This is a genomic window from Plantibacter sp. T3 (assembly GCF_902506515.1).
GTDB classification, from domain to species: Bacteria; Actinomycetota; Actinomycetes; order Actinomycetales; family Microbacteriaceae; genus Plantibacter; species Plantibacter auratus.
Genome location: NZ_LR733286.1, coordinates 1,919,642 through 1,946,206 on the forward strand (window position 1 = coordinate 1,919,642; position 26,565 = coordinate 1,946,206).

General features: G+C 68.7%; 27 protein-coding genes and 1 tRNA gene. 15 read left to right on the forward strand and 13 right to left on the reverse strand.

All coding sequences use genetic code 11. The features are described from left to right. The first annotated feature begins 20 nt into the window (after positions 1–20). A complete protein-coding gene (locus GV015_RS09225; protein WP_159878041.1) occupies positions 21–536 on the forward strand; it encodes a YbaK/EbsC family protein in 516 nt (171 codons plus the stop codon). On the opposite strand, the gene GV015_RS09230 is transcribed toward GV015_RS09225, so the two are convergent. Continuing rightward, positions 478–1,572, reverse strand: a complete 1,095-nt coding sequence (locus GV015_RS09230) for a CPBP family intramembrane glutamic endopeptidase (protein WP_159878043.1) — start codon at positions 1,570–1,572, stop codon at positions 478–480. The genes GV015_RS09225 and GV015_RS09230 overlap by 59 nt on opposite strands. 117 nt (positions 1,573–1,689) lie before the next feature. On the opposite strand from GV015_RS09230, the gene GV015_RS09235 reads away from it, so the two are divergent. Next, positions 1,690–2,046, forward strand: coding sequence for a DUF2200 domain-containing protein (locus GV015_RS09235; RefSeq protein WP_159878045.1), 357 nt, complete (start codon positions 1,690–1,692; stop codon positions 2,044–2,046). An 81-nt stretch (positions 2,047–2,127) separates the two neighbouring features. Here GV015_RS09235 and GV015_RS09240 read toward each other — a convergent pair whose 3' ends face one another. Continuing rightward, positions 2,128–3,624, reverse strand: coding sequence for an MFS transporter (locus GV015_RS09240; RefSeq protein WP_159878047.1), 1,497 nt, complete (start codon positions 3,622–3,624; stop codon positions 2,128–2,130). 106 nt (positions 3,625–3,730) lie between these two features. Between GV015_RS09240 and GV015_RS09245 the strand changes: the two genes are divergently transcribed. From GV015_RS09245 to GV015_RS09255, 3 genes are all read left to right on the forward strand, one after another. Then, the gene (locus tag GV015_RS09245) at positions 3,731–4,342 is read left to right on the forward strand and encodes a TetR/AcrR family transcriptional regulator (protein WP_079705324.1); all 612 of its coding nucleotides are present in this window, start codon (positions 3,731–3,733) and stop codon (positions 4,340–4,342) included. Between the two features lie 4 nt (positions 4,343–4,346). Then, positions 4,347–5,150: a hypothetical protein gene (locus GV015_RS09250; protein ID WP_159878048.1), complete on the forward strand. Its 804-nt coding sequence runs from the start codon at positions 4,347–4,349 to the stop codon at positions 5,148–5,150. 301 nt (positions 5,151–5,451) lie between these two features. Further along, entirely contained in the window at positions 5,452–6,144 is a 693-nt protein-coding gene (locus GV015_RS09255; protein ID WP_159878049.1) for a ScbR family autoregulator-binding transcription factor, read from the forward strand. Positions 6,145–6,214: 70 nt separating this feature from the next. Here GV015_RS09255 and GV015_RS09260 read toward each other — a convergent pair. Further along, positions 6,215–6,290: transfer RNA gene (locus GV015_RS09260), tRNA-Lys, on the reverse strand. A 129-nt stretch (positions 6,291–6,419) separates the two neighbouring features. Here GV015_RS09260 and GV015_RS09265 point away from each other — a divergent pair. The 3 genes from GV015_RS09265 (at position 6,420) to GV015_RS09275 (ending at position 8,833) form a co-directional block, all read left to right on the forward strand. Next, entirely contained in the window at positions 6,420–7,049 is a 630-nt protein-coding gene (locus GV015_RS09265; RefSeq protein WP_079705340.1) for a DNA-directed RNA polymerase subunit beta, read from the forward strand. Positions 7,050–7,397: 348 nt separating this feature from the next. Next, positions 7,398–7,988: an ECF RNA polymerase sigma factor SigK gene (gene sigK, locus GV015_RS09270; protein WP_229940357.1), complete on the forward strand. Its 591-nt coding sequence runs from the start codon at positions 7,398–7,400 to the stop codon at positions 7,986–7,988. Further along, complete coding sequence (locus GV015_RS09275) at positions 7,985–8,833, forward strand: anti-sigma factor domain-containing protein (protein WP_159878050.1); 849 nt, start codon at positions 7,985–7,987, stop codon at positions 8,831–8,833. Before sigK ends, GV015_RS09275 begins: the two co-directional genes overlap by 4 nt. A 129-nt stretch (positions 8,834–8,962) precedes the next feature. Here the strand turns inward: GV015_RS09275 and pstB are convergent, their stop codons facing one another. The 8 genes from pstB to GV015_RS09315 all read right to left on the reverse strand — a co-directional run bounded on the left by pstB (position 8,963) and on the right by GV015_RS09315 (position 18,066). Then, the gene (gene pstB / locus GV015_RS09280; RefSeq protein ID WP_056007815.1) at positions 8,963–9,742 is read right to left on the reverse strand and encodes a phosphate ABC transporter ATP-binding protein PstB; all 780 of its coding nucleotides are present in this window, start codon (positions 9,740–9,742) and stop codon (positions 8,963–8,965) included. Between the two features lie 20 nt (positions 9,743–9,762). Beyond that, positions 9,763–10,863: a phosphate ABC transporter permease PstA gene (gene pstA / locus GV015_RS09285; RefSeq protein WP_086474391.1), complete on the reverse strand. Its 1,101-nt coding sequence runs from the start codon at positions 10,861–10,863 to the stop codon at positions 9,763–9,765. Then, positions 10,863–11,807 carry a phosphate ABC transporter permease subunit PstC gene (gene pstC, locus GV015_RS09290; RefSeq protein WP_079705344.1) on the reverse strand — a complete coding sequence of 315 codons (945 nt, stop codon included), beginning with the start codon at positions 11,805–11,807 and terminating at the stop codon, positions 10,863–10,865. Before pstC ends, pstA begins: the two co-directional genes overlap by 1 nt. A gap of 130 nt (positions 11,808–11,937) precedes the next feature. Continuing rightward, a complete protein-coding gene (gene pstS, locus GV015_RS09295) occupies positions 11,938–13,029 on the reverse strand; it encodes a phosphate ABC transporter substrate-binding protein PstS (RefSeq protein ID WP_236555389.1) in 1,092 nt (363 codons plus the stop codon). A gap of 193 nt (positions 13,030–13,222) precedes the next feature. Continuing rightward, positions 13,223–14,161, reverse strand: coding sequence for an NUDIX domain-containing protein (locus GV015_RS09300; protein WP_159878052.1), 939 nt, complete (start codon positions 14,159–14,161; stop codon positions 13,223–13,225). Positions 14,162–14,213: 52 nt separating this feature from the next. Beyond that, the gene (locus GV015_RS09305) at positions 14,214–16,409 is read right to left on the reverse strand and encodes an RNA degradosome polyphosphate kinase (protein WP_079705346.1); all 2,196 of its coding nucleotides are present in this window, start codon (positions 16,407–16,409) and stop codon (positions 14,214–14,216) included. A gap of 90 nt (positions 16,410–16,499) precedes the next feature. Beyond that, positions 16,500–17,405, reverse strand: coding sequence for a mycothiol synthase (gene mshD / locus GV015_RS09310; protein ID WP_159878053.1), 906 nt, complete (start codon positions 17,403–17,405; stop codon positions 16,500–16,502). Then, on the reverse strand, positions 17,377–18,066 hold the full coding sequence (locus tag GV015_RS09315; protein WP_175116223.1) for a response regulator transcription factor: 690 nt from the start codon (positions 18,064–18,066) through the stop codon (positions 17,377–17,379). Before GV015_RS09315 ends, mshD begins: the two co-directional genes overlap by 29 nt. Positions 18,067–18,176: 110 nt before the next feature. Between GV015_RS09315 and GV015_RS09320 the strand changes: the two genes are divergently transcribed. From GV015_RS09320 to GV015_RS09335, 4 genes are all read left to right on the forward strand, one after another. After that, positions 18,177–18,467, forward strand: a complete 291-nt coding sequence (locus GV015_RS09320) for a hypothetical protein (RefSeq protein WP_064296602.1) — start codon at positions 18,177–18,179, stop codon at positions 18,465–18,467. A gap of 133 nt (positions 18,468–18,600) precedes the next feature. After that, positions 18,601–19,305, forward strand: a complete 705-nt coding sequence (locus GV015_RS09325; RefSeq protein WP_079705349.1) for an FABP family protein — start codon at positions 18,601–18,603, stop codon at positions 19,303–19,305. 1 nt (position 19,306) lies between these two features. After that, a complete protein-coding gene (locus GV015_RS09330) occupies positions 19,307–20,473 on the forward strand; it encodes a folate-binding protein YgfZ (protein WP_371416552.1) in 1,167 nt (388 codons plus the stop codon). A 62-nt stretch (positions 20,474–20,535) separates the two neighbouring features. After that, a complete protein-coding gene (locus GV015_RS09335; RefSeq protein ID WP_079705350.1) occupies positions 20,536–21,603 on the forward strand; it encodes an FUSC family protein in 1,068 nt (355 codons plus the stop codon). 19 nt (positions 21,604–21,622) lie between these two features. Here the strand turns inward: GV015_RS09335 and GV015_RS09340 are convergent, their stop codons facing one another. Then, entirely contained in the window at positions 21,623–22,447 is an 825-nt protein-coding gene (locus GV015_RS09340; RefSeq protein WP_159878054.1) for a class I SAM-dependent methyltransferase, read from the reverse strand. A 71-nt stretch (positions 22,448–22,518) separates the two neighbouring features. Between GV015_RS09340 and GV015_RS09345 the strand changes: the two genes are divergently transcribed. The 3 genes from GV015_RS09345 to GV015_RS19040 all read left to right on the forward strand — a co-directional run bounded on the left by GV015_RS09345 (position 22,519) and on the right by GV015_RS19040 (position 25,813). Beyond that, entirely contained in the window at positions 22,519–23,268 is a 750-nt protein-coding gene (locus tag GV015_RS09345; RefSeq protein ID WP_159878055.1) for a phosphoglyceromutase, read from the forward strand. Between the two features lie 162 nt (positions 23,269–23,430). Continuing rightward, positions 23,431–24,297 (forward strand): hypothetical protein, encoded by an 867-nt coding sequence (locus tag GV015_RS09350; protein ID WP_159878056.1) that lies wholly within the window; start codon positions 23,431–23,433, stop codon positions 24,295–24,297. Positions 24,298–24,406: 109 nt separating this feature from the next. Then, positions 24,407–25,813, forward strand: a complete 1,407-nt coding sequence (locus GV015_RS19040; protein ID WP_201299381.1) for a chaplin family protein — start codon at positions 24,407–24,409, stop codon at positions 25,811–25,813. Positions 25,814–25,889: 76 nt separating this feature from the next. Here GV015_RS19040 and phoU read toward each other — a convergent pair whose 3' ends face one another. Next, the gene (gene phoU / locus GV015_RS09360) at positions 25,890–26,558 is read right to left on the reverse strand and encodes a phosphate signaling complex protein PhoU (protein WP_064296372.1); all 669 of its coding nucleotides are present in this window, start codon (positions 26,556–26,558) and stop codon (positions 25,890–25,892) included. Between the last annotated feature and the right edge of the window lie 7 nt (positions 26,559–26,565).

Consider the following 26,565-nt stretch of genomic DNA (forward strand, 5'->3'; position numbering starts at 1 on the left):
CGATGCGGCAGCATGGTCGCATGAGTGATCGAGCGCATCCTGCCGTGTCAATCGTCGAGCAGACGCTGCGTGATCGTGGGGCTCAGGGCGAGGTCACCTGGCTCGACGATGCTGCTCGAACGGCAGCGCTCGCAGCGGAGGCCTTGGGGATCGAGGTCGGGGCGATCGCGAACTCCCTCGTGTTCACGCTCGACGGCGAGCCGACGCTGATCCTCACGAGCGGCGCCCACCGTGTCGACACCGCCTGGGTCGGCGAGCGGCTCGGTGGACGGCTGAAGCGTGCTGACGCCGAGGTCGTCAAGGCGGCGACGGGACAGGTGATCGGTGGCGTCGCGCCCGTCGGTCACCCGGAACCGATCCGCACCTACGTGGACGAGGCGCTCGCCGCCTACCCGGAGGTCTGGGCCGCAGCCGGCCATGCGCACACGGTGTTCCCGACGACCTTCGAGGAGCTCGTGCGGGTGACCGGCGGGCAGGTCATCGCGGTGGAGCCGCCGAAGGATCCTGCGGGGTCGTCGGCAGCTGCGTCGGTGTAGCCACCGGAGCGGCCATGGCGGCCGGCGGCGTCCCCTGCTGCTTCGTCACCCGGCTCGGCGGCAGCGGAGCCGTCGCGGTCACGCTATTCTTGCGCCCCCACCAGGTGCTCACGACGGCTGCGGCCACGCAGAGCGCCATCGGGATGAGCATGAACGGTCCGCCGGCGCCCTCGCCTCGTTCGAAGACCTGGTCGGTCTGCGACATGAGGGCTGTGGGGACGAGGAGGAGGACGTTGTTCGTCGCGTGGATGAGCACCGGAGCCTCGAGGCCGCCGGTCCCGCGTGCGGCGAAGGACATCGAGGCGCCGAACACGAAGTAGTAGGCGATGAGCCAGGGGTCGCCGGCGAAGTGCACCGAGGCGAAGACCGCGCCGGAGACGACCGTGCCGACGAGGAACGCCGTGATCGGTCGACTGAACCAGGATCCGACGGAACGTTGGATGAGGCCGCGCGCCCCGTACTCCTCGCCCGCCGACTGCAGCGGCGTCGTGAGGATCACGACGGCGAGCATCGCGATCATGGTGCCGTCGACGACGATGGGCTCGAGCGGCGAGAGCAGGACGGACGCTCCGACGTACACGATCCACACCGGGACGATGATGAGCGCGAGACGCCCGAACCAGCGCCAGCGGAAGCGACCCTCCACCGAGGACAGCCACCGCGGCCGGACGCCGAAGAGCGCCCACTGGATGAGCATCGACACCGGGATGAGCGCGGCGAGCGACAGGTTGTTCGCGAGCATCGTCACCGGCGTCAGCGTCATGAGGCCGTTCGCGACGTCGTCGAGTGTGTAGGCCCCGGTGGCCACGTCCACGATGAGCGCGATGCCGCCGAGAACGATCGAGAGGATCAGGAACCCGACGACGAGGAGGAGGAGTGCGAGGGCGCCGCGCCACCAGGCCGGTGCGGCGCGGAGGGCGTGGTCGTAGGTCGCGAGCTGCCGCTGGGGCACGGCTGGATCGACGGGCGTCGAGGCTGGCGTCGAGGGTGATGGTGATGGCGAAGGCGTCTGCGGGTGCTGTCCAGGATTCGTCATGCTGCCAGGGTAGGCAACCGTCGCGACAGGACGCGTCCCCCGAGCGATGGACTACGAGCGATGGATAGCCCGCGATCGGCCTGGTCCCGAACGCTCGACGGTGGGAGACTGGCCGGTATGGCCGGACACCGCATCTTCACGACGAGCTTCGCCAGCGTGTACCCGCTCTACGTCGCGAAGGCGGAGCGGAAGGGCCACACGAAGGACGAGGTGGACCAGGTCATCACCTGGCTCACGGGCTACGACGACGCCGCGATCGAACGGGTGCTCGCCGACGGTACCGACTTCGAGACCTTCTTCGCCGGAGCGCCGGCGATGCACCCCAACGCGTCGCTCATTACGGGGCTCATCTGCGGCATCCGCGTCGAGGAGATCGAGGATCCCCAGATGCAGCGCATCCGTCAGCTCGACAAGCTCGTGGACGAGGTCGCGAAGGGGAAGAAGATGACGTCGATCCTCCGCACCTCCGCCTGACGGACGAACGCGAGCCCCTCCGATGACGCAGACGGCCGCCGCGCGAGTGCGCGACGGCCGTGTGCTCGGGACCCGCTTGGATCAGTGCGCGAGCACCGGTTCCGCGGACGCCTCCGGGGCGTGGTGCAGGGCGAGCCCCTGGTTGCGTCGGCGGAACAGCAGTGCCGCCGTCACGGCGCCGACCGCGAAGAACCCGGCGCCCCAGAAATAGGCGGTCTGGTAGCTCTGGATCGCAGCCTGCGCCAGCACCTCGGGGGTGGGCGGCGCGTTGTCGGTCACGTAGGCCGTGGCGGCGCTCGCCGCGAGGGTGTTGAGCAGCGCCACACCGATCGACCCTCCGACTTGCTGGCTCGTGTTGACCGTCGCCGACGCGACCCCGGCGAACGCCCGGTCGACACCGAGCGTCGCGGTCTGCATCGAGGCGGGCATGATCGATCCCATCGCGAAGCCGAGCACCATGAGCGCGGGCATGACGTTGCCGACATAGGAGCTGTCGAGGTCGAGTCGGGTGAGGAGGAGCATGCCGATCGCACCGAGCGTCATGCCGAACGGCACCATGACCTTCGGCCCGAAGCGGGGGACGAGGAGGTTGGTCCCCAGCTGTGCGGCGAGCACGAGCATCGCGATCATCGGGAGGAAGGCGAAGCCCGTCTGCTGTGGTGAGTACCCGAGCGAGGCCTGCAGGTAGTAGGTGACGAAGAGGAAGATGCCGAACATCCCGGCTCCGGCGATCATGACCGAGATGAACGCGGCACCGCGGTTGCGGTCGAGGATGATCGACAACGGGAGGAGCGGGTGCGCGGCCCGGCGCTGCCAGAGGACGAACACGACGAGGAGCACGGCTGCGGCGGCGAGGAAGGCCCAGCTGAGCGGCGAGTCCCACCCGTCGGTCTCGGCATTGGCGAAGCCGTAGACGAGGCTGAACAACGCACCCGAGACGAGGACGGTGCCCGGAACGTCGAGCTTGGGGCGGGGGCCGGTCGTCTTCGGGGTGGTGATGAAGAGGGCCGCCCCGACGATGGCGACCACGGCGATCACGACGTTGATGTACAGGTTCCAGCGCCAGTCGAACTGCTCCGTGAGGAATCCGCCGAGGAGGAGACCGACCGCGCCACCTGCGCCGGCGATCGCACCGAAGACGCCGAACGCGCGGGCGCGCTCCTTCGGGATCGTGAAGGTGGTCGTGAGCATCGCGAGCGCGGTCGGTGCGAGGAGGGCGGCGAAGACGCCCTGCAACGCCCGCGCGGCGACGAGGGTGCCGAACGAGTCAGCGGCGCCTCCGAGGGCCGAGGCGATCGCGAACCCGACGAGCCCGATGATGAACGCCCGCTTGCGACCCATCAGGTCGGACAGGCGTCCGCCGAGGAGCAGCAGGCTGCCGAAGGCGAGGGAGTAGGCGGTGACGATCCACTGGCGGTCGCCGTCGGAGAATCCGAGGTCGGCCTGGGCGGCGGGCATCGCGATGTTCACGACGGTGGCGTCGAGCACGACCATGAGTTGCGCGAGGCCGACGGTGACGAGCGTCCACCAGCGGCGTGAGGAGACTGCCGGGGTTCCGGCGGCGAGGTTCGAAGTCATGCTGAGGACTCTATACGGAACTGGACAGTTTCGGAACCGAATAGTTCCTGAACGTTCGAGTTCCTGAACTATGCTGTTCCGGGAGACGAAAGGGAGGTGAGCCGCGATGACGCAGCTCGAGACCCCACCCGCAGCGCCGAAGCTCGGCCGGAAGCGCGACCACACGCGGGACGCTGAGATCCTCGACGCCGCGCTCGACGTCCTCGCCGACACGGGCTACGCCGGGATGACGGTCGACATGGTCGCTGCGCGGGCGAAGGCCGGCAAGGCGACGCTCTACCGCCGATGGGCGTCGAAGTCCGAACTCGTGATTGACGCGGTCGCCTGCATGAAGCAGATCGATCCCGACTTCTCGAAGCTGCCCGACACCGGCTCACTCCGCGGCGACCTCGTCGCGATGATCAAGGCGCCGTCCATCGCCGAGGGTGAGCGCAAGATGCGAGTGTTCGCCGGCGTGATGTCGATGATCTCGGATGCGCCCGAGCTCACCGAGTCCATCCATGCGGCGATCGTGGAGCCGCGCATGGCGGTCAACCGCTTCCTGTTGCAGCGCGCGATCGACCGCGGTGAGATTCGCGCGGACGCCGATGTGGAGACGCTTGCGCTGATCAGCCAGGCGATGGTGAGCTATCGCGTGCTCATGCTGCGGGAGCCGGTGACGCGTGACTTCCTCGTGTCGGTGATCGACGGCGTCATCATCCCGGCCGTCCGGAAGTAGCTCGATGACCGACGGATCCGCCCGATCTCGAACCGGGCTGCTCGATCACGCTGCGCCGGTCCGCCTCGGGACGCCCGACGCCGCACTGCGCTTCTCCGGCTTCCGTGAGCCGGGCGGACGCCACCTCATCGTCGATGGCGCGGAGGCGTTCGAGTTGAGCTTCCCGTGCGGAACCTGCGCGCTGCTGTTCCGGCGTCTGGACGAGGGTGCTCGGGCGCTCGCCGCAGACGCACTGCACGATCACCTCGACGACGGCGTGCCCGCGATCGACGATCCTTCGTTACGCGACCTCGTGTCGACGTTCCTGCCAGAGGGGACCTACCTGCCGCTCCTGCTGTCCATCGAACCCGTCCTGGTCGCTCCGGGTGACGATCACGACTACTTCTCGCGGGAACAGGTCGCGCACCGCGGCATCGACCCCACGCTCGGGGCGCCGGAGGACCCTGCGACCGGCTACTACCGCGGCCCGACCCGGACGATCGGCGAGCACGAGACCCTCTTCGAGTTCCTGGTGCCGATGGTGCCGCCCGGTTGGAACGACCGCGAGCGGGTGGCCTCGTACGAGGAGCGGCTTCGCGCCGGGGGAGCGGCGACCGTGCTCGCGGTCTCCGTGCTGGACCGGACGCAGCCGTTCGACAGCGCCGACGCCCACACGGGTCTCGTGCACTTCGTCCTCGACGGTCACCACAAGCTCGAAGCAGCCGCGCGTCTCGGCGTCCCTGTCACGGTCCTGTCGTTCGTCTCGGTCGACGCGAGCCTCGCGGATGAAGCGACGGTGGCCGGCCTCCCGGAGCTGCTCGCGCGCTGATCACTTCGGGCGTGTGACCGGGTGGATCACACAGCGCTGGATCCCCCGATCCCTGCGTGACCCACCGGTCGAGGCGGTGAGCGTCGCAAACCCCCGTCGCGAATAAGCAGCCCACTGAGGCGTGGACTGCGGCGGCATCACCTCCACCAGTGTGACATGAATAAGTCGTTCGTACCAGTTATCAAAAAGAGGTCGGCTGTGCGAGCTCCGAGCCTCTAGGCTGAGGCCCCGACCGGCCACGGTCGACGGACACGGCGCCGATGGATCGGGGCCGGAACACAGGCTGCCCGAGGAGGCCAGGATGCCGGGGACGCGACGAACGCCCACGCAGGAACGCGGACAGGTGACGCAGGACGCGATCGTCGAGGGAGCCGCGACCGTCTTCGACCGCATCGGCTACGGGAACGCGAGTCTGTCGATGATCGCGGAAGCATCCGGGATCTCGCAGGGGTCCATGTACTTCCACTTCAAGTCGAAGGAGCAGATCGCCCTCGCGGTCATCCACGAGCAGCACGACCGGTCGATGCCGCTCATGGCAAGGGTGTCGGAACAGTACGACGGGGTCCTCGAACGGCTCATCCGGGTTTCGCGCGCCATCGTCGACCAACTCGAGAACGACCCCGTGGTCCGGGCCGGGATCAGACTGACGCTCGATGAGGGTTCGCTGAGCCAACCGGCCGGTGCGTTCTACGAGGATTGGATCTCGGGGACGGCCGCTCAGCTCGATGTGGCGCTGCAAGCCGGGGACCTGGTGAGTTCGATGTCGGCGCCGGACCTCGCCCGCACGTTGATCGGGTTCTTCACCGGTGTCCAGCTCACCGCCCAGGCGACGGTCGGGCGCTCGGACATCGCAGCGTCGGTGGACCGCATGTGGCGTCTCGCGATCGACGCCATCGTCCCCGAGGCGCGGCGGTCAGCGGCGACGCGGGTCCGGGAGGACGCCTTCGGCGCTGCGGGCGATGTGCGCCCGACGCGACCTGCCGCGTCGAGGTAGCGATCCACGCTGGGCGATGGACGGGCGACGACCGTGCATCCCGACGTGACGCGTTCGAGTACCGCGTCTGTGGTGGGCCCGGTGGGGCTCGAACCCACGACCCGCGGATTAAAAGTCCGATGCTCTGCCAACTGAGCTACAGGCCCATACGCGCTCTACTCTACGAGATTTCGACGGCACCCGTTGACGCGCAGGTCCGGGCCATAGGGGAGGATCGCGCGCCGGGGCGAGTACCGTTGTCGGGTGCGCGAAGCGCGTCGCGGGGAGGAGCAGGCATGACCGAGGGATTCCATCGTCCGACGAAGCTGCCGCCGTCGATGCTTGAAGCCATCCAGGGCGGTCTCGACCCGGAAGCCGTGTCGAGGATCACGCACGAGACGGCCGTCGCCCTCCTCACCCGGGTGCGGGCGGACCCGGACCCTGCCGTGGTCGATCGCCTCGTGACGTACACGGACGAGCACGGGATCGACGCGATCGCTGAACTCTGGTCGCACGCCAGCCCGCGGAGTCTCCCAGGGGCGCTCTGGCGGATCTACCTACTGCGCCTGCTCATCAGGCAGGACCCGGTGGGCACGAGCTTCAGCTTCCAGCGGGGCACCGAGCTCATCACCACCGTCGACCCCGTGATCGCCGGCGCGGCCGAGCCGACCGGGCCGGAGGAGATCATCGTCCTCGCCGACCAGATCCTCCGTGGGCTGTACACCGGCGACTTCGCGATCGCCCTCGAGCGGGCGGCGTCCTTCTGCCGGATCAACGCGGTCGGCTGCACCTCCCTCGCGAACGACCGGGACGCGCTCGACCCCGCAGACGCCGCGAGACTCACCACGAAGGCCGCACGGTTCAGCACCATCGCCGAGGAGCTCGCCGGCTGCGCCCGACTGTGGCGCACCGACTCCCTGGACTGATCCAGGCGCCTTGGTCAAGGCCTTCGGCCTGGGAATGTCCACAGGTGATCCCTTGCTACACTGTTCTAGCCGGGCCGCAGTAACCCCGGGCTCCAAAAATCGCCGCTTCGAGCGGCCTTGCGCCGAGAGGCGTTCCTGCGGCCTGGCACTTACTTTGTGCGGAGGTCTTCAGCCGCCTGCCGCCCGTTCCGTGATGACACCGGAACTGGGGTGTCGAATCGCGTCGATTCTTCCAATCGGATCCCGGGTCGGCACCGAACTCCGTGTATGACCGCCGCACTGTACACGCAGACCCGACCTCGGGTGGGCGTCGCGCAAACGGCCGGCGTCCGTGAGAAGCTAAGACTTGTGACCACGGGACCGGAAGCCGACGCTGCACCGCAGGTGTCTTTGGCGAACGTGCTCGACGCGCTGCTCATCCGCGTGGCCGGCGGCGACCAGGTCGCGTTCAGCGAGCTGTACGACCACATCGCGCCGCGGGTCCTCGGACTCGTCAAGCGTGTGCTCGTCGACCACGCGCAGTCCGAAGAGGTCACCCAGGAGGTGTTCCTCGAGGTCTGGCAGAACGCCCAGAAGTTCGAGGCGGGCAAGGGCACGGCCACGACCTGGGTGCTCACCATGGCCCACCGTCGTGCGATCGACCGTGTGCGGGCCTCACAGGCCGGACGTGACCGCGATCTCAAGATCGGCATCCGCGACTTCGATGAGCGTGTCGACAACGTGCAGGAGACGGTCGAGATCCGGATCGAGCACGAGCGCGTCAAGCGGGCCTTCGTCCGGTTGAGCGAGCTGCAACGCGAAGCTGTTTCGCTCGCCTACTACGGCGGCTACAGTCACAGCGAGATCTCGAACCTGCTCGGCGTGCCGATCGGTACGGTGAAGACCAGGTTGCGAGACGGAATGATCAGACTTCGAGACGAGTTGGGGGTGCGTACATGACCGAGCGAGACGATGCAACAGACCTGGCAGCCGGAAACGCGCTGCACACCCTGACCCCGCGCGAGCAGGAGCGGTTCGACCGCCTGCGCGCCGAACACGAGTCCGTCCGCGAGGAAGCGGCGGAATTCGAGGAGACCGTCGCCATGCTCGACCTCGCAGCACCTCCCGTGCAGCCGTCGGCAGCGCTCAAGAACTCGCTCATGGCTGCGATCCAGAACCTGCCGCAGCTGCCCGCTGACGCCCCCGTCGAGGCTCCTGTCGCCGAGGTGCGGGCGCTTCCGACCGCGGTCCCGGAGGTCGACGAGACGCCGGTGTCGACACCGACCGCCACGCCGGCCCCCGCAGCTGCGACCACCCCGGTGGCCGGTGCAGCTGAGCGCAAGGCCGCCTCACGGTGGCGTCGCAGCGCCGTCGGCATGGTGGTCGGCGCCGCAGCAGCGGTCGGCCTCATCTTCGGTGGTGTCGGACTCGCGAACACCTTCGGTGGCGGATCCCTCACGCAGACGGTCGCGCTCGCGGAGATCAACGCGGCGTCCGACGTCCAGCGCGCGAAGGTGTCCATGGACGATGCGACGGCGACCCTCGTCTGGTCGGGCGAGCTCGGCAAGTCAGCTCTGCTCGTCGACGGACTCGGCTCCCTGCCGTCAGACAAGGTCTACGAACTCTGGTACATCGGCGAGGGAGGCCCGGTCTCGGCCGGCACCTTCTCCGCAGCGAACGGCACCACCTGGCGGGTCCTCGACGGTGCCATGAGCGCGGGCGACAAGGTCGGCGTGACGGTCGAGCCGCAGGGTGGCTCCAAGCAGCCCACCACCGACCCGATCATGGTCATCGAGACGGCGTAGTCCGTTCCCTCCGGCCCGAGAGGGTGTGTCGGCAGGCCCTTCGCCTCGACAGACTCGCGGAGCCGCTGCAGACGACGACAGCCCCGCCCGGGATTCCCGGGGCGGGGCTGTCGTGATGCCGGCGTCAGATCAACCGAAGCGACCAGAGACGTAGTCCTCGGTCGCCTGGACGGACGGCTTCGAGAACATCGTCGTGGTGTCGTCGTACTCGATGAGCTTGCCCGGCTTGCCGGTGCCCGCGATGTTGAAGAACGCGGTCTTGTCGCTGACGCGGCTCGCCTGCTGCATGTTGTGCGTCACGATCACGATCGTGTACTCCTGCTTGAGTTCCTCGATGAGGTCTTCGATGGCGAGCGTGGAGATCGGGTCGAGGGCCGAGCACGGCTCGTCCATCAGCACGACGTCGGGGGAGACGGCGATGGCACGGGCGATGCAGAGACGCTGCTGCTGACCACCGGAGAGACCGGAGCCCGGCTTGTCGAGGCGGTCCTTCACCTCGTTCCAGAGGTTGGCGCCCTGAAGCGAGCGCTCGACGAGCGCGTCCTGGTCGGACTTCGACATCTTGCGGTTGTTGAGCTTGACGCCCGCGAGGACGTTCTCCTTGATGCTCATCGTCGGGAACGGGTTCGGGCGCTGGAAGACCATGCCGACCTGACGACGGACGAGGACCGGGTCGACGCCCGGGCCGTAGAGGTTGTTGCCGTCGATCAGGACCTCGCCCTCGACGCGTGCGCCGGGGATGACCTCGTGCATGCGGTTCAGGGTGCGGAGGAAGGTGGACTTGCCGCAGCCGGAGGGGCCGATGAAGGCGGTGACCGTGCGGGGCTGGATCTGGAGGGAGACGCCCTCGACAGCCATGAAGCTGCCGTAGAAGACGTTGAGGTCGTTGACTTCGATGCTCTTGGACACGGGGTTCCTTTGCTCGCGGCCTAGCGGCCGAACTTGGGGGCGAAGATCTTGGCGATGAGTCGGGCGATGAGGTTCAGCGCCATGACGATGAGGATGAGGACGAGTGCGCCGGTCCAGGCGCGGTCCACGTAGGCGGCCCCGTCGGTGCCCTGGTTCGCGTACTGGGTGTACACGAAGACGGGGAGGGTCATCATCGGGCCGTCGAAGAGGTTGTAGTTCATGCTCTGCGTGAATCCGGCGATGATCAGGAGGGGCGCGGTCTCACCGATGACGCGGGCGACGGCGAGCGTCACGCCGGTGATGATGCCGGCGATCGAGGTGGGGAGGACGATCTTCAGGATGGTCAGCCACTTCGGCACCCCGAGGGCGTAGGAGGCCTCACGCAGCTCGTTCGGCACGAGCTTCAGCATCTCCTCGCTGGAGCGGACCACGACGGGGATCATGAGCAGCGACAGCGCGATGGCACCGCCGATGCCGAGCCGGACACCCGGGCCGAAGAAGATCGCCAGCAGGGCGAAGGCGAACAGTCCGGCGACGATGGACGGGATGCCGGTCATCACGTCGACGAGGAAGGTGATGCCCTGGGAGAGCTTGCCGCGACCGTACTCGACGAGGTAGATCGCCGTCAGGATCCCGATCGGGATGGAAATGACCGACGTGGCCAGCGTGATGAGCAGCGTGCCGGTGATGGCGTGCAGTGCTCCACCGCCCTCACCGACGACGTTCCGCATCGACAGGGAGAAGAACTCGATGTCGAAGCGGGCGGCACCGGCCGAGATTACCGTGATGGCGACCGAGACGAGCGGCAGGAGGGCGACGACGAAGGCCGCGGTGACCAGGGTGGTGAGCAGCCGGTCCTTGGCCTTCCGGCGTCCCTCCACCATGAGCGACGAGACGTAGACCGTCACCGCGTAGAGCGCGGCACCGAGCACGACGGCTCCGGGGACGTTGTAGCTCTTGTCGGCCGTCGACTGCTGCAACAGCAGGAAGATGACACCGCTGACGATGAGGCTGCCCGCGAGGATCGTGAGCGGCGCGAACTTCGGCAGCTTACCCGCGGTGAGCGAGTTGGAGAACGGCGTGGCGATGGACGCCTGGCGGCGGTCGGTCGTGGCGGTCATCAGTTCGCTCCCGAGAATTCTTTACGACGGTTGACGATGAGTCTGGCGATGAAGTTCACCACGAAGGTGATGATGAACAGGATCAGGCCGGTGGCGATGAGCTTGTTCACATCGATGCCGAAGGACTCGGGGAAGTTCAGGGCGATGTTCGCCGCGATGGTGTTCGGGTTGCTCGAGGTGAGCAGGAAGAACGAGTAGACGGCGGCGGGGGAGAGCACGAGCGCGACGGCCATCGTCTCGCCGAGGGCGCGTCCGAGGCCGAGCATGGAGGCGGACACGATTCCTGGGCGTCCGAACGGCAGGACCGCCATCTGGATCATCTCCCAGCGCGTGGCGCCGAGCGCGAGTGCGGCCTCCTCGTGGAGCTTCGGGGTCTGGAGGAAGATCTCCCGGGAGATGGCCGTGATGATCGGGATGATCATGACCGCGAGCACGAGGGCGACGGTGAGGATCGTGCGACCGGTGCCGGACACCGTGCCTCCGAAGAGCGGGATCCAGCCGAGGTTCTCGGACAGCCAGGCGAAGAAGGGCTGGACGAACGGCGCGAGGACGAGCGCGCCCCAGAGGCCGTAGACGACCGACGGCACGGCGGCCAGGAGGTCGATGACGTAGCCGAGGGCGACCGCGAGTCGGCGCGGCGCGTAGTGGGTGATGAAGAGGGCGATCCCGAGCGAGAGCGGCACGGCGATCGCGAGGGCGAGGATGGCCGCCCAGATGGTGCCGAAGACGAACGGGCCGACGTAGGCCCAGAAGCTCGTCGGAGCACCGGTGAACGACGAGGAGTCGGCCGTGAGGGCCGGGAACGCCTGGACGATGAGGAAGATCGCGACCGCCGCCAGGATGACGAGGATGAGCGATCCGGAGACGACGGAGAGCGTCGAGAAGACGCGGTCGCCGACTCGTTGCTTGGCTTTGGGTCTCGCAGCTAGGGCCTCGACAGCCATGGGTTCCCGTTCTCTCGATGCGATGGTGGTGCCCCTCGACAGACTCGGGGAGCGGGTACTGCGGGTATTGCGAGTGCTGGTGACGCAGGTCGAGCGTGCCGGGCAGGACCCGGCACGCTCGACCGTTGGATTACTTGATGGACGCGATCGCGTCCTGGACCTTCTTGGCGAGGTCGGCGGAGAGCGGCGCAGCACCGGCCGACTTCGCAGCCTCTTCCTGGCCCTCGTCGCTGGCGATGTAGCCGGCGTAGGCCTTGACGAGGTCGGCGACCTTCGGGTCGGCGTACTCCTGGCAGGCGATGAGGTAGCTCACGAGGACGATCGGGTAGTGGGTCGCGTCCGTGGTCTCGCGGTCGAGCTTGATCGCGATGTCGTTCGCCTCGCGGCCTTCGACGAGCGGCGAGCCCTCGACGACGGCGGCAGCACCCTCGGCGCTGTACTCGACGAACTCCTCGCCGACCTTGATCTTCGCGACACCGAGGTCGCCGGCCTTCGACGCGTCGGCGTAGCCGATGGTGCCGGTGCCACCCTTGACGGTGTCGACGACGCCGGAGGTGCCCTTGGCACCCTCACCCGACTGGAACGGGAAGGTGTCGGCCGGCTCAGCGGTCCAGACGTCCGGAGCGTTCTTGTTCAGGTAGTCGGCGAAGTTCTTCGTCGTTCCCGAGTCGTCCGAGCGGTGGACGGCGGTGATGGGGGTCGAGGGGAGCTTGGCCTCGGGGTTCAGCGCGACGATCGCCGGGTCGTCCCAGCTGGTGATCTGACCGGCGAAGATCTTCGCGATGGTCGCTGCGTCGAGGTTGAGCTCGTCGACGCCCTCGACGTTGAAGATGACCGCGATCGGGGAGATGTAGACCGGGAGGTCGATCGCCTTGGTGTCGGCTGCACATGCGGCGAAGGTGCTCGAGAGCTCTTCGTCGGAGAGGGCCGAGTCCGAACCGGCGAACTGCACGCCGCCGGCGATGAACGCCTTGCGGCCGGCGCCGGAGCCGTCGGGGGAGTAGTTGATGGTGACGTCCGGGTTCGACGTCTGGAAGGCGGCGACCCAGGCTTCCTGGGCGCTGCCCTGCGACGATGCGCCGCTACCGGCCAGGCTGCCCTTGAGGTCGCTGGCGGCTGCGCTCGTGGCGGTGGCGCCGCCTTCGTTGGCCGCACAGGAGGTCAGTGCGACGGCTGCGACTGCTGCTACGACCGCGACGCGGCCGAAACGTGAGAACTTCACAGGGATGTCCATTCATTGGTGTGGGTGCGAGCCGGTGCTGGCTCGTCAGTGACGCTAACCACGTGGCATGACGAGCATCCCCCGTGATGGTAAACAACGGGTGAACGGATATCGACGGCTTCATGGCGGCCGACGTGGCGATGCCGCGAATGCGCGACGAACGCCCCCTGTTCAGGGGGTTCGCGCGGATGGGTCAGACGCGGGGTTCGTGCGTCTCGATGGCGATGATGCCGGAGCTCGGGTTGGTCCGGGAGAGGTGCACGATGGAGAACGCCCCGGTCTCGAGTGCGGCGGCGCTCCCGAGGTAGGAGCCTCGGGTGGACCCGGTGGCGAGCGCGATCTCGTGCAGGATCTCGGGGAGGACCGGTCCGTGGCTGCAGAGGATGGCCGTCTTGAGCGCCCTGACGCGGCGGCCGACGACCCGGCGGACATCCGATTCGCCCCGCTCGTAGGCGTCCTGGCTGATGAGCTCGGAGCGTTTCGGCTCGATGCCCGCGGCCGCGGCGATCGGGCTGACGGTGCTGACGCAGCGCACGGCCGTGCTCGTCACGATCTTGCGAGGACCGAAGGCGAGCAGGGTCGGGACGTTCCCCGCGGCCTGCTTGACGCCGCGCGGCGCCAGTGGCCTGGTCGCGTCCTCGCCGGACCATTCGGAGGGGGACGTGGCCTTCCCATGGCGCATCGCGATGAGGGCGAAGGTCGCTGTGACGCCCTCGTCGACCAGCGCGGCGAAGGCGTCGAGGATCTCCACGTCGCGCTCGTAGCTGAGGTAGCTCCGTGCCCGCTTGATGGTGACCCACTCCAGGGCGGCGACCTCGCCGTTGGGGATGAACGTGCTCTCGCGGACGGCCTGGTCGGTGACCTCGGCCGACCAGTAGTGGACGATCTTCTCGCGTCCGCTCGACAAGGGGTACGTGGAGACACCGAGCGGCACACCGAGGTGGACGCTCAGGCCGGTCTCCTCCTTGATCTCCCGCACGGCCGTCTGCGCGAGCGTCTCTCCGGGATCGACCTTGCCCTTGGGGATGGTGACGTCGCCGTAGACCGTCCGGTGGATGACGAGGAGGTGGACCTTGCCGTCGATGAGACGCCAGCACACGGCACCGGCTGCATAGATTGCCGTCGTCGTCATAGTCACTGCCTCGTCGTGTCGTGGTGCTCGGGTGGGTCGCGGTGCGAAGTCGTCAGCGACGGTTCCTCGGCCGGCGGCGCGCCGCGGTCTCGAGCATCAGGGAGTCTTGCAGATCCGTGAGCGGTCGTCCGTCAGCGTCGACCGCGTGGCGCGTCCAGACGCCGTCGGCGTCGAGCCACCAGGACGACGTCTGCTCGTCGAGAGCCTGCTCGAACATCGCGGCGGTCGCCTCGAGGTGCTTCGGGTCGGTGAGCCTGACGAGCGCCTCGACGCGGCGGTCGAGGTTGCGGTGCATCATGTCGGCGCTGCCGATGAACACGTGCGGGTCGCCGTCGTTGTGGAACGAGAAGATGCGCGAGTGTTCGAGGTACCGCCCGAGGATGGAGCGCACGCGGATCGTCTCGCTCATCCCCGGCTGGCCTGGCTTCAGCGCGCAGATCCCGCGAACCCACAGGTCGACCGGGACCCCCGCCTGGCTGGCCCGGTAGAGCGCGTCGATGATCGACTCGTCCACCATCGAGTTGACCTTGATGCGGATCCCGGAGGGCTTGCCCTCCTCGGCGTTCGTGCGCTCTTGCTCGATGTGCTTGAGGAGGCCCTTGCGCAGGTGGCGCGGCGCGACCAGGAGTCGCTTGAACTTCTTCTCGATCGCGTACCCGGACAGCTCGTTGAAGAGGCGGGTGAGGTCTTTGCCGACCTGGTCGTCGGCCGTGAACAGACCGAGGTCCTCGTAGATGCGGCTCGTCTTCGGGTTGTAGTTACCCGTGCCGATGTGGCTGTAGTGGCGTAGCACGCCGCGCTCCTGCCGCACGACGAGCGCGAGCTTGCAGTGCGTCTTCAACCCGACGAGCCCGTAGACGACGTGGACGCCGGCCTTCTCGAGCTTCCTGGCCCAGGAGATGTTGTTCTGCTCGTCGAACCGGGCCTTGATCTCGACCAGCGCGAGGACCTGCTTGCCGGCCTCGGCCGCGTCGATGAGTGCTTCGACGATGGGGCTGTCGCCCGAGGTCCGGTAGAGGGTCTGCTTGATCGCGAGCACGTGCGGGTCGGCGGCGGCCTGCTCGATGAACGCCTGCACGCTCGTGGCGAAGGACTCGTAGGGGTGGTGGACCAGGACGTCCTCACGGGCGATCGACCGGAAGAGGTCGGGCTTGCCGTTGGGCTCGTCGGGCTGGAACTGCAGCGCCGTGGTCGGGACGCGTTTCGGGTACTGGAGATCCGGGCGGTCGATGCCGGCGAGGCTGAAGAGGCCACCGAGGTCGAGCGGCGAGGGCAGGCGGTAGACCTCCTGCTCGGTGATGTCGAGTTCGCGGACGAGGAGTCCGAGGGTGACATCGTCCATGTCGTCGGTGATCTCGAGCCGGATGGGCGGCCCGAACCGGCGGCGCAGCAGCTCCTTCTCGAGGGCCTGGATGAGGTTCTCGGTCTCGTCCTCCTCGATCACCATGTCCTCGTTGCGCGTGACGCGGAAGACGTGGTGGTCGACGATCTCCATGCCGGGGAAGAGGTGGCCGAGGTGGTTGGCGATGACCTCCTCGAGGGCGATGTAGCGAACGCTGGGAGCGGTGTCCAGCGACGCGGAACGGCGCTCCGCCGGACCGACGCGGACGAAGCGCGGCATCATCTGGGGGACCTTGAGTCGGGCGAACTCCTCGCGCCCGGTGCGGGTGTTCCGCACTCGGACCGCGAGGTTCAACGAGAGGCCGGAGATGTAGGGGAACGGGTGCGCCGGGTCGACAGCGAGCGGCATGAGCACCGGGAAGACCTGGTTGCTGAAGTACTCGCTGAGGTACTCGCGGTCGGCTGCGTCGAGTGAGTCCCAGGTGACGACCGTGACGCCGCGTTCGGCGAGGTCGGGGCGGACGAGGTCGTGCCAGGCGCGCGCGTGCCGTTCCTGCAGGACGTGCGCCTGCTGCGAGATCTCGGACAGGACGTCGGCCGGAGCGTTGCCGACGTTCGTCGGGACCGCCAGGCCCGTGAGGATGCGGCGCTTCAGGCCGGCGACCCGCACCATGAAGAACTCGTCGAGGTTCGAGGCGAAGATCGCGAGGAAGTTGGCGCGTTCGAGGACGGGTAGCGCCGGGTCTTCGGCGAGCTCGAGCACACGCTGGTTGAAGGCGAGCCAGCTGAGTTCGCGGTCGAGGTAGCGGTGTTCGGGCAGCGCGGGATCGTTCCGCTCGAAGGCGGGGTCGAAGTCCTCTTCGTCTCCATCGAGGCCGACATCGAGCACGGTTGGGTCTGCTGGCATGTCTTCATCATGACACCGTGGCGGGGGTGGTCGCGACGACTGCGGTGAACACTGTGTAAATGCCGCAGCGCCACACCGCTGTGGAGGGGATCAGGCGTCGGTTCTCGCGTACTGCACGTCGATGGTGTGGTCGGTGAATCCGAGTGAGCGGTACAGCGACACCGCAGGGAGGTTGTCGGCTTCGACGTAGAGCGTGACCGCCTCGACGCGTCGATCCCGCAGTCGGGCCAGGCCGGCCTCCATCAGGAGTCGCCCGAGCCCTCGGCCACTGGCCGCAGGGTGCACGCCAACCGCGTAGACCTCGCCGACCGTGTCCTCGACCTTCAACCAGATGAACCCGAGGAGGTCGCCGTCGGAGCCTCGTGCGAGTAGGAAGTCGTCGGCGTCGAACCAGGACTCGGCCTCCCGGGCGCGGAGATCGTCGAGGGTCATGCGTCCCTGCTCGGGGTGGTCGGCGAAGGCGAGCGCGTTGACCTCGAGCCACTCCTCCTCGTCGACTCCCGGCCGGAACGTGCCGACCGTGACATCCGCGTGCCCAGTGGTGGCCGGTCGTGCGCGGCTCGTCGGCGCCTTGGTCAGGCGGAGCTGCAGCAGCGTCCTGACCGGCGAGAAGCCGAACTCCTGTGCGAGCACCCGGGAGGCGGGGTGGTCGCCGTGTGCCCAGATGCGCACCTGCGGAGGACAGTTGGCGAGGACGCCGCGCAGTGCGGCGCGACCGTAGCCGTGACCCCGCCACTCGGGCTCGACGACGAACTCGAGTTCGCCATGGCCGAGGATGGCCGCGCCCACGACGGCGAAGTCGTCGGGGTCGACCGGCGGGTCCTGTGGTTCGACGGCGAGGATCAGTGTTCGGGCGCCGGACGCGGCGTCGATGAGCGACTGGTCGCTGAACGGCGGCTGGCCGTCGACGAGCGACGCCGTGCGCACGACGCGCTCGAGCGCATCCCTGGTGCGGGCGTCGTCGACGTTACGAACCGACAGCGTCAGCCGGGGCATGATCGTCCTCGTAGACGTTGAAGCGGTAGCCGACGTTGCGCACGGTGCCGATGAGCTGCTCGAGGTCGCCGAGCTTGGCGCGCAACCGGCGGACGTGGACGTCGACGGTTCGCGTGCCACCGAAGTAGTCGTAGCCCCACACCTCGCTCAGCAGCTGCTCGCGCGTGAACACGCGGGAGGGGTGGGTCGCGAAGAAGCGGAGCAGCTCGAACTCCTTGAAGGTGAGGTCCAGCGGCTTGCCGTGGACCTTCGCGGAGTAACTGGCCTCGTCGATGACGACGCCCGACGCCTGGATCTTGCTCGCCGAGTGCTCCTGCGAGGCGCGGCCGATCGCGAGCCGGATCCGCGCGTCGACCTCGGCCGGTCCGGCGGATTCGAGGATGACATCGTTCACGCCCCAGTCGGCGCTGACAGCCGTGAGGCCGCCCTCGGTCAGGATGAGGAGGAGTGGGACCGACAGCCCGGACGCACCGAGGATCTTGCAGAGCGACTTGGCGCTCGCGAGGTCCTGGCGGGCGTCGACGAGCACGAGGTCCGAACTCGGAGCGTTCACGAGTTGTGCGGGGTCGGCTGGGATCTGCCGGGTGCGGTGGCTCAGGAGCCCGAGGGATGGGAGGACCTCGGTGCCGACCATGGAGGTCAAGACCAAAATTTGCGCCACGCGCATCCTCCCGACTGAGTTTGGAACCATATTAGGCGAACGACCGCACCCCACGTCGCACCGGGCGCCCGCTGGTGGTCCGATGGCGTCCGCTCTGTGACAATGGGTCCGTGAGCGAAACCACTCTCTCCCCCCGGCTGCGCTGGATCAGTGTCGTCTCCATCTGGGCGCTCGCGCTCGTCGGCGTCGTCGTGTCCGGCTTGCTCTGGAGCCCGGGGGAGACCTTCTTCGGGCTGTCGGCCACGCTCGGCCTCTGCACCCTGGCCGCGTTCTCGGCACAGCTGTTGACGCGCCAGAAGGTGGGATTCGTCGATCGGATGTCGACGAGCGTCACCGGCGCCGTCCTCATCCTCGCCATCGGCGGTGCCGTGTATGGCCTCATCGCCCTGGCCTCGGGGTAGACTTTCCCCATGCTGCTCGCTCTCGAAATCTTCTTCATCGGCTTGCTCGTCCTCGCCAGCCTCGCCATCGCGTTCACCGCGGTGGTCGTGCTGAAGAACCTGTACCGCGGTCAGCGCTAGTCCGGGTCCCTCGATGATCGAGATCCCGAGCGGCCTGCCGAGCGAACTGGTCCCGCTGTCGTGGCTCATCGGCGTCTGGGAGGGCACCGGCGTCATCGACTATCAGGTCGGCGACGAGACCGTGACCCGCGAGTTCGGTCAGCGCGTGAGCTTCAGCCACGACGGCCTGCCGTACTTGAACTACAACTCCTATACCTGGCTCCTGCCCGAGCAGCCCCCGCGCGACGCCGAGGGGGCCTCGTCCACGGACGAGGACGCCCTGTCGGACGACACCGCTGCGGACGTCGCGCCTGACGGAGCCTCGGCGGACGAGTCCGGTGTGCCCGAGCCGCTCGTCACCGAGACGGGCTACTGGCGCCTCGAACGCCCGCTGATCGAGGGCGACCCGGGCCCGGGCATGCTCCCAGGGCAAGGCCCCCGCCCGTTCGGCACCGCGCAATCGGTCGAGACCCTGCGCACGTCGACCGGCGCCTTCCCCCTGCAGGTCTCGATCGTCCACCCGAACGGTGTGAGCGAGCTCTACCTCGGCCAGATCGACGGCCCGCGGATCGACCTCGCGACCGACGCCGTCGTCCGGACCGCTGGAGCCAAGGAGTACGCCGCCGCGACCCGCCTGTACGGTCTCGTCGAGAACCACCTGCTCTGGGCCTGGGACATCGCCGCCCTGGGACAGGACCTCCGGACGCACGCCTCGGCGCGCCTGGCCAAAGCCGACTGACGTGACCATTCCCAACGGAGCGGTCACACCGGACCCGATTCCGGGTTCGCCCTTCCTCACGCTGCCGGGTGCCGTCGAACAGGCGGATGCCGTCGACCACGGCGTCCCCTCCCATTACGGCAGCCCGAACATCGAACAGCGCCTCATCGCCAACGGTAAGGCGATCGTCGACCTGTCGAACCGTGGCATCGTGACGGTCACCGGCCCCGATCGGCTGAGCTGGCTCAACTCCATCACGAGCCAGGAGCTGCGCTCGCTATCGGCCGGCATCTCGACGGAGACCCTCTTCCTCGACCAGAGCGGCCGGATCGAGCACGCGGTCAAGCTGCTCGACGACGGCACGACCACGTGGCTCGTCACCGAAGCCGACGATGCTGCGCGCCTCCACGCCTGGCTCGACCGGATGCGGTTCATGCTGCGCGTCGAGGTGGCCGTCGCGACCGAGCAGTACGCCGTGATCGGTGCGGCGGCGGGTCTCGCGGTCGACGCTGCACAGCCGAACGGCATGCCGCTCGTCTGGCACGATCCGTGGTCCGAGGTCGCGGTCGGCGGGCATCAGTACGCCACGGGCGAGCACCCGGGTGCAGCGTGGACATGGACCGAGACGATCGTCGCGCGCGAGCAGCTCGAGTCGCTCGTGCAGCAGGTCCGTGCGGGGACGTTCTCCGCCGCGGGTTCGCTGGCCGCCGAGGCCCTGCGGATCGCCGCCTGGCGCCCGCGGTTGCAGTCCGAGGTCGACGAGCGGAGCATCCCGCACGAGCTCGACTGGCTGCGCTCGGCCGTCCACTTGAACAAGGGCTGCTATCGCGGTCAGGAGACGGTCGCCAAGGTGCACAACCTCGGGCATCCGCCGCGTCGCCTCGTCATGCTCCTCCTCGACGGCTCCGATGCGGTCCTGCCGCCGGCCGGTTCGAACGTGGTGCTCGTCGGCGTCGGCGACGACGCGACCCGGAAACCCGTCGGACGCATCACCTCGAGCGGGATCCATCACGAGTTGGGCCCGGTGGCCTTGGCGATCGTCAAGCGCTCCGCGGATCCGGCGGCCGTGCTGACGGTGGAAGCCGACGGCATCGATGTCGCGGCATCGCAGGAGATCGTCGTGCCGGCGGATGCCGGGGCCACGGCGAACGTGCCGCGGCTGCCGCGACTCGGCGCCGTCCGGCGCTGACCTCGGTGGGGAAGGACGACGCCTCGGACCCGGGCGTACGGGTCGACCGATGGACCGCTGCGGTGCGTCGCCGCATCGCGCTCGGCGACGCCTGGCATCGTCTCGTCGGATCCGTGCCGGCGGTGCTGCAGGTCAGCGCCACGGCGATCGGCGCGTACGCGTTCGCCCACTACGTGCTCGGGCACGCCGTGCCACTCCTCGCCTTGACGGTGACGATCTCGAGTCTCGGGTTCGTTCGCGACGCCCGTCCGATCCGGGTCCTCGAGACGGCCGTGGGGATGAGCGTCGGGATCGCGCTGGCCGAGATCCTGCTCCTCGGCTTCGGGCAGGGGACGTGGCAGCTCGCGGTCGCGCTCGTGCTCACGCTGCTCGTCGCCCGGTTCCTGTCGCCGGCGGCGTCGTTCGCGATCGCGGCGGCGGTGCAGTCCGTCCTCGTCATGCTCCTGCCCGTGCCCGACGGCGGCCCGTTCGTGCGCACCCTCGACGGTCTGATCGGCGGGGTCTTCGCCCTGCTCGCGACCGCGCTCATCCCGCGCGACCCACGCCGGAGCGCTCGCCGGGACGGCCAGCGGCTCATCGACGAACACGTCCGGACCCTCGCCTCGCTCGTCGCCGCCCTCCGTCTCGGCGACCTCGAGGAGGCTGACCGCGCGCTCGCACGGGCGAGGGCCACCCAGCCGGCCCTGGACGCGTGGCGCGGAACCCTCGACTCAGGGCTCGCCATCGCGCGCATCTCGCCGTTCCTCCGCAAGGCGGTGTTCGACCTCGAACGGCAGCGGACCATGCTCGACGGCATGGACCTCGCGACCCGCAACCTCCGGGTGATCGCCCGGCGCATCGACTACGTGTCGCGCGACGCCACGAGCCGCCCCGAGCTCGCGGACCTGCTCGCGCGCACCTCCGTCGCGCTCGGCATCCTGTCGCAGTCGATCGGCGACATCGCCCAGCAGCCGGTCGCGAGGCAGTCTCTGCTGGAGATCGCGAAGCACCTCGAGCCGGTCGCCGTCCTCCCCGACGCCTCGGTCTCCGAGCAGGCGCTCGTGCTCGTGCTCCGGCCGTACCTCGTCGACCTGCTCACCGCGACGGGGCTGCCGACGCAGGCGGCGCAGGCGGCGCTACCCTCGCTCTGACGGCAGCCTTCCCCGACACTCAGTCCGTCGAGGAGGGATTCGGGGCCACAGCCGACCACGGCAGCGTCAGCTCACCGAGGCGCCAGCGGCTGCGGCCGGCCAGCACCGGCCACCCGCTGTCTCGGAGCGTCCGGACGGTCGCCAACCAGCGCTGGACCGGGCTGTAGACCGCCAGGGGCGCATGCATACGCCAGGCGCGGTCGAGGTCCGTCATGAGCGCATGGACACGCTCGCCCGGCACGTTGTGGTGGATCAGCGCCTTCGGCAATCGCTCGGCGACGATGGACGGCAGCTCGAGGTCGGCGAGCCGCAGACTGATCGAGAACGACTCCGCACGCCCCTGGTCGTCGACCGCGATCCAGCTGGACACCCGTCCGATCTCGTCGCACGTCCCCTCGACGAGCACACCGCCGGGCCGCAGCCGCGACGCCATGAGGCGCCAGGCTCCCGTGACCTCGGCTTCGTCGTACTGCCGGAGCACGTTGAACGCCCGGATCACCGTGGGACGGTCGTCGCCGGTCGGCACCTCGAACCCTCCGCGTGCGAAGGAGACCGCAGCCGTCGGCGTGAACCGGGTCCTGCCCGCGCGCACCTGCTGCAGCTGCGCGTCGGCGGTGCGGACGCGCCCCGGCTCGATCTCGAATCCGATGACCCGTACGTCGGGCCGGACGGCGAGTAGTCGGTCGTGCAGTTCCAACGCCGTGACGCCGCTCGCGCCGTAGCCGAGGTCCACCACCAGCGGGTTCGTCGTCCGTCTGAGTGAGGGGTGGGTCGCGATCCAGCGGTCCACCCGCCGGAGCCGGTTCGTACCCGTCGTCCCGCGGGTGATCGATCCGACGGGCATGGACCCATTCTCCCTCACGGAGCGGGGTCATCTTCCACCTCGCGGTCATGCGCCGTCGGTATGCTGGGGACATGCCTGAGACTTACACCCTCGTCCTGCTGCGCCACGGCAACAGCGACTGGAATCAGAAGAACCTGTTCACCGGTTGGGTCGACGTCCGACTCAGCGAACTCGGCGTCACCGAGGCCAAGCGTGCGGGTGAACTGCTCGCCGACTCCGGCATCACCCCGGACGTGCTGTACACCTCGGTGCTCTCCCGCGCGATCCAGACGGCGAACCTCGCCCTCGAGACCGCCGACCGCATGTGGATCCCGGTCAAGCGAAGCTGGCGCCTCAACGAGCGTCACTACGGCGCGCTGCAGGGCAAGGACAAGGCGCAGACGCTCGCCGAGTACGGTCCGGAGCAGTTCCAGACCTGGCGTCGTTCCTTCGACGTGCCGCCGCCGCCGATCGACGACGACAACGAGTGGTCGCAGGCCGATGATCCCCGGTATGTCGGGATCGACGGCGAACTGCCCCGCACCGAGTGCCTGAAGGACGTCATCGACCGGATGTTGCCCTACTGGGAGTCCGACATCACGGGCGACCTGGCTGCCGGCAAGACCGTCCTCGTGACGGCGCACGGCAACTCGCTCCGCGCACTCGTGAAGCACCTCGACGACATCTCGGACGACGAGATCGCCGAGCTGAACATCCCCACCGGCATCCCGCTCGTCTACGAGCTCGACGCGGACTTCCGTCCGGTCGCCCCGGCCCGGTACCTCGATCCCGAGGCCGCAGCAGCAGGCGCCGCCGCCGTCGCGGCGCAGGGGAAGAAGTAGCGGAAACCCCACCAAACCACCACCCCGGTCGGGAGCGCGGCGTGGCGACATCGTCGCCGAAAGTGCTCCTGGCCGGGGTTTTCCATGTCGAAAAAAAGGGGTTGAACCGCTTCGGGGTTGGGCGTACAGTGACTGCACTGTAACCCGATTGGGGGGATACGCATGGAGCAGTCGACCGACGGCACCCGTTTCCCCCTGTGGCGCGCCCTGGCGCTCGGTGGCTTCACCGCCGCGGCGTTCACGGCGATAGCCCTCTTCGGGTCGCCTTCCTCCGCGCATGCTGACGACGGTGCCACCGATCCGTCGCTCCTGGGCGCGGTGACCGAGGTCGTCGGCTCGCTCGAACAGCCCGTCAACGCGGTAGCCGAGGTCGTCGACGTCGTCGACACCACCGTGCTCGAACCGGTGGTCGACGTCGTTGACGAGACCGTCGCAGCGGTACCGGTGGTGAACGACGTGGTCGAGGAGACCGTCGGCGCAGCACCCGTCGCCGCGATCGTCGATCCGGTCGTGCAAACGGTCGACCAGACGTTGACCGGCGTCGCCGACGTCGTCGCCGCGGTCCCGGTCCCCAGTACGCCGATCATCGATCCGGTCGTCCCAGCGCTTCCGCAGGGCCCGGCAGCGGACGTGTCGGCCACTGACTCGACCGCCGTTGGCGCGATCCTCCCGACGACGGTCCTCGGACCGCCGTCCGGCCAGCAGAGCGACTCGACGATCGTGTCGGGCGGCCAGGATCGCGAAGACACGTCCTTCACCACGGCCGTGCCCGCCGCCGCCGTCGGATCGTCCAGCCTCCCCGCCACCCCTGCGAACCTTCCGCTGCTGCCGGACGCCGACGGCCGTTGGGCCGTCACACCGAGTGGTTCCGGGTCCTCCGGCTCCGGTGGGGCCGTCGGTGGCGCCGCGGCGGCCGAACAGTCGATCTCCGTCATCCTCCCTGCGCCCGGCGACGACCGTCGCGGACCTGCGCGAGACGAAGACCTCCCGGCTTCACCCACGTTCCCCTCCGATACCTCTCCTGACTGACCCCGGACCACTCTGCCGTTCGCGGCGGAGACCCGCCCCTGGGCGGTTCAACGGTCCGAAGCCTCCCGACCACGGGAGCACATCAGTCACTCTGCAAGGAGCAGGAATCATGAATTCGTATGTCAAGAAAGGCCTCTACTGCGGCCTGTTCGTCGCGGGACTCACGTTCCTCGGCGCTACGGCGGCCAACGCCGACACGTCCGGGGACGACAGCATCCTCGGCGGAACCCTCGTCGACGTGGTCCTCGAGGCCCCCGTCGAGATCGTCGACACCGCGGTGAGCGTCGTCGGCGATTCAACGGCGACGTCCGCACCCGAGGCGGTACCGGCGCCTGAGCCGGCACCCGCACCTGAGCCGGCACCCGCACCGGAGCCAGCACCGGAGCCGGCACCTGCGCCGGTACCCGAGCCCGAGCCAGCCGCCGCCGCCACCAGTGGTGACGACAGTGTCGCGGGTGGGAACCAGGTCCAGTTGCCCGTCTCCATCCCGGTGACGGTCGAGGACAACGCGATCTCGATCATCGGCGATGCCGAGCAGTCGGGTGCGACGTCCGCACCGGCCGCGGGGGAGCCCGCCTCGCCGGTCACCGACGAGGCCTCCACGTCCGGTGACGACAGTGTCGCCGGTGGCAACCAGGTGGCGCCGGTGGTGACCGTTCCGGTCACGGTCGGTGGGAACGCCATCTCGCTGTTCGGTGATTCGAGCAGTGAGGAGGCGGGTGCGCCTGCAACGTCGGGTGGTGCGGCTGTCCCGGCAGCGCCGTCGACCACGACCGGTGACGACAGTGTCGCCGGTGGCAACCAGGTGGCGCCGGTGGTGACCGTTCCGGTCACGGTCGGTGGGAACGCCATCTCGCTGTTCGGTGATTCGAGCAGTGAGGAGGCGGGTGCGCCTGCCACCTCGGGTGGTGCGGCTGTTCCGGCAGCGCCGTCGACCACGACCGGTGACGACAGTGTCGCCGGTGGCAACCAGGTCCTCGGCGACGTCGGGCTCCCGATCTCCGTGGTGGGCAACGCCGTCAGCGTGATCGGCGACTCCGCGTCGACGGGCACCTCCGCCTCCGCTCCGGCATCGTCCGGCGGCGGCACGTCGACCACGGATGGTGACGACAGCCTCGGCGGTGGGAACCAGATCGACCTCGGCCTGGAGCTGCCGGTCACGATCGGCGGCAACGCGATCTCCGTGATCGGGGACAGCGAGACCGGTGGTCCCGGGACGACCGATCCCACCACCCCGGTCGACCCGACGGACCCCACGGACCCGATCGACCCGACGGACCCCACCACCCCGGTGACCCCCGTCGTGCCGACGGTCCCCGCCACGGTGATCACCACCGCGACGGCGGCGTCCTCGACCGGCTCGAACACGACGGCCTCGGCCGCGCGTTCAGCTGAGCCGACGCTCGCCGACACCGGCAGCGCCGCGGGTCAGCTCCTGCCGCTCGCCGGTCTCGCCACGGTCCTCGGCCTCCTGCTCCTGGCAGGCGGCGCGATCACCCGTCGTCGGATGAGCTAGTCCCGCACGAACAGACGAGCGGTGCCGACCCGGTCTCGGGTCGACACCGCTCGTCGGGGTGTCCGGGATCAGCTGGTCAGTGGTGCACCGGCGTGGTCGCCTCGGGGATCCAGTCGCCCGTCGCGAGGTACTGGACCTTCTTGGCGATGGAGACGGCGTGGTCGGCGAAGCGCTCGTGGTACCGCGAGGCCAGGGTGGCGTCGACGGTCGCGACGGGCTCACCCTTCCAGGTGTCGCCGAGGACCTTCTCGAAGACGCTGGCGTGCAGCTCGTCGACGTCGTCGTCGTCGTTGCGGATCTCGTCGGCGATGCGCGGGTCCTGGGTGCGCAGCAGCTCCGTCAGCTTGCGAGCGATCGAGACGTCGAGTCGCCCCATCTCGGCGAAGGTGGTCCGCAGGCCCTTGGGCACGGCCTTGTCGGGGAAGCGGTACCGCGACAGCTGGGCGATGTGCTCGGCCATGTCACCCATCCGCTCGAGCGACGCGCTGATGCGCAGCGCGCTCACGACGATGCGGAGGTCGCGCGCGACCGGCTGCTGGCGGGCGAGGATGTCGATGGCGAGCTCGTCGAGTTCGATCGCGAGCTGGTCGATGCGGTTGTCGTTGGCGATGACCTCTTCAGCGACCGCGACGTCCGAGTTGCCGAAGGACTGAGTCGCCTTCTCGATGGAGATCGTGACGAGTTCGGCGATCTCGACCAGGCGATCCTGGACCTCTCGCAGTGACTGCTGGAATACCTCGCGCATGGCTCTG

Excerpts from the sequence above, each read along its gene's own strand:
- GV015_RS09225 (WP_159878041.1), top strand. The coding sequence starts at position 21 with ATGAGTGATCGAGCGCATCCTGCCGTGTCAATCGTCGAGCAGACGCTG.
- GV015_RS09230 (WP_159878043.1), bottom strand. The coding sequence starts at position 1,572 with ATGACGAATCCTGGACAGCACCCGCAGACGCCTTCGCCATCACCATCA.
- GV015_RS09235 (WP_159878045.1), top strand. The coding sequence starts at position 1,690 with ATGGCCGGACACCGCATCTTCACGACGAGCTTCGCCAGCGTGTACCCG.
- GV015_RS09240 (WP_159878047.1), bottom strand. The coding sequence starts at position 3,624 with ATGACTTCGAACCTCGCCGCCGGAACCCCGGCAGTCTCCTCACGCCGC.
- GV015_RS09245 (WP_079705324.1), top strand. The coding sequence starts at position 3,731 with ATGACGCAGCTCGAGACCCCACCCGCAGCGCCGAAGCTCGGCCGGAAG.
- GV015_RS09250 (WP_159878048.1), top strand. The coding sequence starts at position 4,347 with ATGACCGACGGATCCGCCCGATCTCGAACCGGGCTGCTCGATCACGCT.
- GV015_RS09255 (WP_159878049.1), top strand. The coding sequence starts at position 5,452 with ATGCCGGGGACGCGACGAACGCCCACGCAGGAACGCGGACAGGTGACG.
- GV015_RS09265 (WP_079705340.1), top strand. The coding sequence starts at position 6,420 with ATGACCGAGGGATTCCATCGTCCGACGAAGCTGCCGCCGTCGATGCTT.
- GV015_RS09275 (WP_159878050.1), top strand. The coding sequence starts at position 7,985 with ATGACCGAGCGAGACGATGCAACAGACCTGGCAGCCGGAAACGCGCTG.
- pstA (WP_086474391.1), bottom strand. The coding sequence starts at position 10,863 with ATGACCGCCACGACCGACCGCCGCCAGGCGTCCATCGCCACGCCGTTC.
- pstC (WP_079705344.1), bottom strand. The coding sequence starts at position 11,807 with ATGGCTGTCGAGGCCCTAGCTGCGAGACCCAAAGCCAAGCAACGAGTC.
- GV015_RS09300 (WP_159878052.1), bottom strand. The coding sequence starts at position 14,161 with ATGACGACGACGGCAATCTATGCAGCCGGTGCCGTGTGCTGGCGTCTC.
- GV015_RS09305 (WP_079705346.1), bottom strand. The coding sequence starts at position 16,409 with ATGCCAGCAGACCCAACCGTGCTCGATGTCGGCCTCGATGGAGACGAA.
- mshD (WP_159878053.1), bottom strand. The coding sequence starts at position 17,405 with ATGCCCCGGCTGACGCTGTCGGTTCGTAACGTCGACGACGCCCGCACC.
- GV015_RS09325 (WP_079705349.1), top strand. The coding sequence starts at position 18,601 with ATGATCGAGATCCCGAGCGGCCTGCCGAGCGAACTGGTCCCGCTGTCG.
- GV015_RS09340 (WP_159878054.1), bottom strand. The coding sequence starts at position 22,447 with ATGCCCGTCGGATCGATCACCCGCGGGACGACGGGTACGAACCGGCTC.
- GV015_RS09345 (WP_159878055.1), top strand. The coding sequence starts at position 22,519 with ATGCCTGAGACTTACACCCTCGTCCTGCTGCGCCACGGCAACAGCGAC.
- GV015_RS09350 (WP_159878056.1), top strand. The coding sequence starts at position 23,431 with ATGGAGCAGTCGACCGACGGCACCCGTTTCCCCCTGTGGCGCGCCCTG.
- GV015_RS19040 (WP_201299381.1), top strand. The coding sequence starts at position 24,407 with ATGAATTCGTATGTCAAGAAAGGCCTCTACTGCGGCCTGTTCGTCGCG.
- phoU (WP_064296372.1), bottom strand. The coding sequence starts at position 26,558 with ATGCGCGAGGTATTCCAGCAGTCACTGCGAGAGGTCCAGGATCGCCTG.